Origin of the sequence: Mesorhizobium sp. LNJC405B00 (assembly GCF_000502615.1) — a bacterium.
GTDB lineage: Bacteria > Pseudomonadota > Alphaproteobacteria > Rhizobiales > Rhizobiaceae > Mesorhizobium.
Window position 1 is genome coordinate 1 of the sequence record NZ_AYWC01000052.1, and the last position, 2,653, is coordinate 2,653.

The window sequence follows — 2,653 nt, forward strand, 5'->3', positions numbered from 1 at the left end:
GAAGCGCCGGTTGGCGACATCAAGCAGCACCGCCTGGTCGGGGGCAAACGGACCCCGATCCCAGCGCAGCCACGGCGTCAGATAGTAGATGCCCAGCGTGATCGCCATCACGATCCATTTAAATCGGCGAAAGCTGCCCGAGGCCCGCTTCGGGAAGATCTTCCTGCGCGCGGCATACATTGGCTGGCGCACCTTGGCGGAGTTGACCGCCTCAGCCTCGAGCCGTTCTACCTGCGTATTGTCCAGCACTGGTTTCTCCCGTCGCGCAACTCGTCATTTCGCCGGGGTAAATGTCCTGGCTGGTGCAGTCAGGTCAGCGAAATGCAGCGTGGATCGGATTGTGCCGCCGACCGGATGGCGCCGCGTTGATGCAGGTCAATCGCCGGGTACACGCAAACAGATCGAGGCCCGGCAGAGCCGGGCCTCGTCGCTTGGACGGTGAAGGGCAGGGAATAGGCCCCCGTTCCTATTCCCCACCGCCAAGCGAATGCACGTAAACCGCAAGTTCCTTGACCCTGGTTTCGCCCAGGCGCGCGCCCCAAGCCGGCATCACGCCCTGTTTCGGTGCGGTTACCTGGGCGGCGATGGCGGCTTCGCCCGATCCGTAGAGCCAGATGGCGTCGGTCAGATCAGGAGCGCCGAGTTCCTTGTTGCCCTTTGCATTGTCGCCATGACAGGCCACGCAGTTTTCGGCAAAGACCTTGGCGCCGGGCGCCACCAACACCTGATCGCTGACGGTTTGGGACAGGCTGGCAATATAGGCGCTGACCTGTTTGATCTGATCGGCAGTGATGATGTCGCCAAAGGCCGGCATTTCGGACAGGCGCGTATCCGGATCGGTAGCGAAGCGAATGCCATGTGTAACCGTCTGCTGGATCTGGTCCGCCTTGCCGCCCCACAGCCAGTCGTCGTCGTTGAGGTTGGGAAAGCCCTTGGAGCCCTGGGCGCCGGAACCATGGCACTGCACGCAATTGAGCTTGAACGCGGCACCGCCGGCGGCGACGGCGAATTCGCGCAGCGTGTCGTCCGCCGCGATCTCCGAAACACTTTTCGCTTCTATCGCGGCGACATATTTGCCCTTGGCTGCTTCAGCCTTGGACAACTCGTTCCCGACATCGTTGCGACTGGAATAGCCGAGCACACCCTTGGTTGCCGTGTGCAGCAGAGGCCATGCCGGATAGGCGATGGTGTACCCGATCGCCCAGACTATGGTGATGTAGAACGTCCAGACCCACCAGCGCGGAAGCGGGTTGTTGAGCTCCCGGATGCCGTCCCACTCATGACCCGTGGTTGAAACACCAGAGATTTCATCGATGTGCTCGTCGCTCATGATCACTCGTCCTCAAGGGGAATCCGGGCAGCTTCGTCGGCCAGCTTGCGGCTGCCGGGGCGCAGGGCAAAGATGATTGCGCCGACAAAAAACAGCGCCATGGCGACCAGACCCCAGCTGTCAGCGAACTCCCGCATCAAATTGTAATCCATGGACAAACCTCCTCAGCGGTAGCCGGCTGCTTCGTCGTAGTTCTTGAAATCGACCAACGTGCCGAGCATCTGGAGATAGGCGACCAGCGCGTCCATCTCGGTGACCTGTTGCGGGTTGCCGTCGAAGTCGCCGATCTTAGCCTTGGGGTAGCGGGCCTCGAGGCCGGATGTGTCGGCGTTGGGATCAGCCTGCGCCATCAAATCGGCATTGGCGTTGGCGATCATGTCGTCGGAGTANGCCGGATGTGTCGGCGTTGGGATCAGCCTGCGCCATCAAATCGGCATTGGCGTTGGCGATCATGTCGTCGGAGTAGGGGACGCCGACGCGCCTGTTGGCGACCAGATGCGTAGAGAAGTCCTTCACCGCGATCGGCTTGTCCTTCAGGAAGGCATAGCTCGGCATGATCGATTCCGGCACCACGGACCGTGGATCTGTCAGGTGATCCACGTGCCACAGGTTGGAATAGCGGTCGCCGACGCGGGCGAGATCAGGTCCGGTGCGCTTCGATCCCCACTGGAAGGGGTGGTCGTACATCGACTCGGCCGCCAGGCTGTAGTGGCCGTAGCGCTCGACCTCGTCGCGGAACGGGCGGATCATCTGGCTGTGGCAGAGGTAGCAGCCCTCGCGGACATAGATGTTTCGACCAGCAAGTTCGAGCGGCGAGTAAGGCCGCATGCCTTCCACCTTCTCGATCGTATTATCGAGATAGAAGAGCGGTGCGATCTCGACGATACCGCCCACGGTGACCACGAGAAGCGAACCGATGAGCAGAAGCGTGGCGTTCTTCTCGATCAGCGCGTGTTTGTCCATCAAGCCCATTGTCTGGCTCCTTATTCGGCAGGCTGCAGGACGGGCAGGGCGCCCGGCATAGGTTCTTCTTCGCGCTGGTAGCCGAGGATGGTCATGGCGATGTTCCAGGCCATGAGCAGGGCGCCGGCCAGATACATGGCGCCGCCGATGGCACGCATGATGTAGTAAGGATGCATGGCTGCCACGGTTTCGGCGAAGGAGTAGACCAGGAAGCCCTGTTCGTCGTATTCGCGCCACATCAGGCCCTGCATGATGCCGGACACCCACATCACCGCGGCGTAGACAACGATGCCGAGCGTCGCCAGCCAGAAATGCCAGGTGACGAGCCTGAGCGAATAGAGGCGTTCACGGTTCCAGAGT

At 61.4% G+C, this 2,653-nt stretch carries 3 protein-coding genes and 2 pseudogenes; all 5 read right to left on the reverse strand.

Annotated elements, in window-relative coordinates; genetic code table 11:
• A pseudogene (locus X756_RS01000000166470) lies at positions 1 to 249 on the reverse strand (cytochrome c oxidase accessory protein CcoG); the annotation flags it as partial.
• Positions 250 to 466: 217 nt separating this feature from the next.
• Entirely contained in the window at positions 467 to 1,330 is an 864-nt protein-coding gene (ccoP, locus tag X756_RS136315) for a cytochrome-c oxidase, cbb3-type subunit III (RefSeq protein WP_031239774.1), read from the reverse strand.
• A 2-nt stretch (positions 1,331 to 1,332) separates the two neighbouring features.
• A complete protein-coding gene (locus tag X756_RS136310; RefSeq protein ID WP_023673929.1) occupies positions 1,333 to 1,482 on the reverse strand; it encodes a CcoQ/FixQ family Cbb3-type cytochrome c oxidase assembly chaperone in 150 nt (49 codons plus the stop codon).
• A gap of 12 nt (positions 1,483 to 1,494) precedes the next feature.
• Positions 1,495 to 2,302: pseudogene (ccoO, locus tag X756_RS01000000166475) on the reverse strand (cytochrome-c oxidase, cbb3-type subunit II).
• Between the two features lie 11 nt (positions 2,303 to 2,313).
• On the reverse strand, positions 2,314 to 2,653 hold a 340-nt coding region (locus X756_RS0136250), incomplete at its 5' end, for a cbb3-type cytochrome c oxidase subunit I (RefSeq protein ID WP_031239775.1).

Coding starts and splice junctions, on each gene's coding strand:
- X756_RS136310 (WP_023673929.1), bottom strand. CDS start 1,482: ATGGATTACAATTTGATGCGGGAGTTCGCTGACAGCTGGGGTCTGGTC.
- ccoP (WP_031239774.1), bottom strand. CDS start 1,330: ATGAGCGACGAGCACATCGATGAAATCTCTGGTGTTTCAACCACGGGT.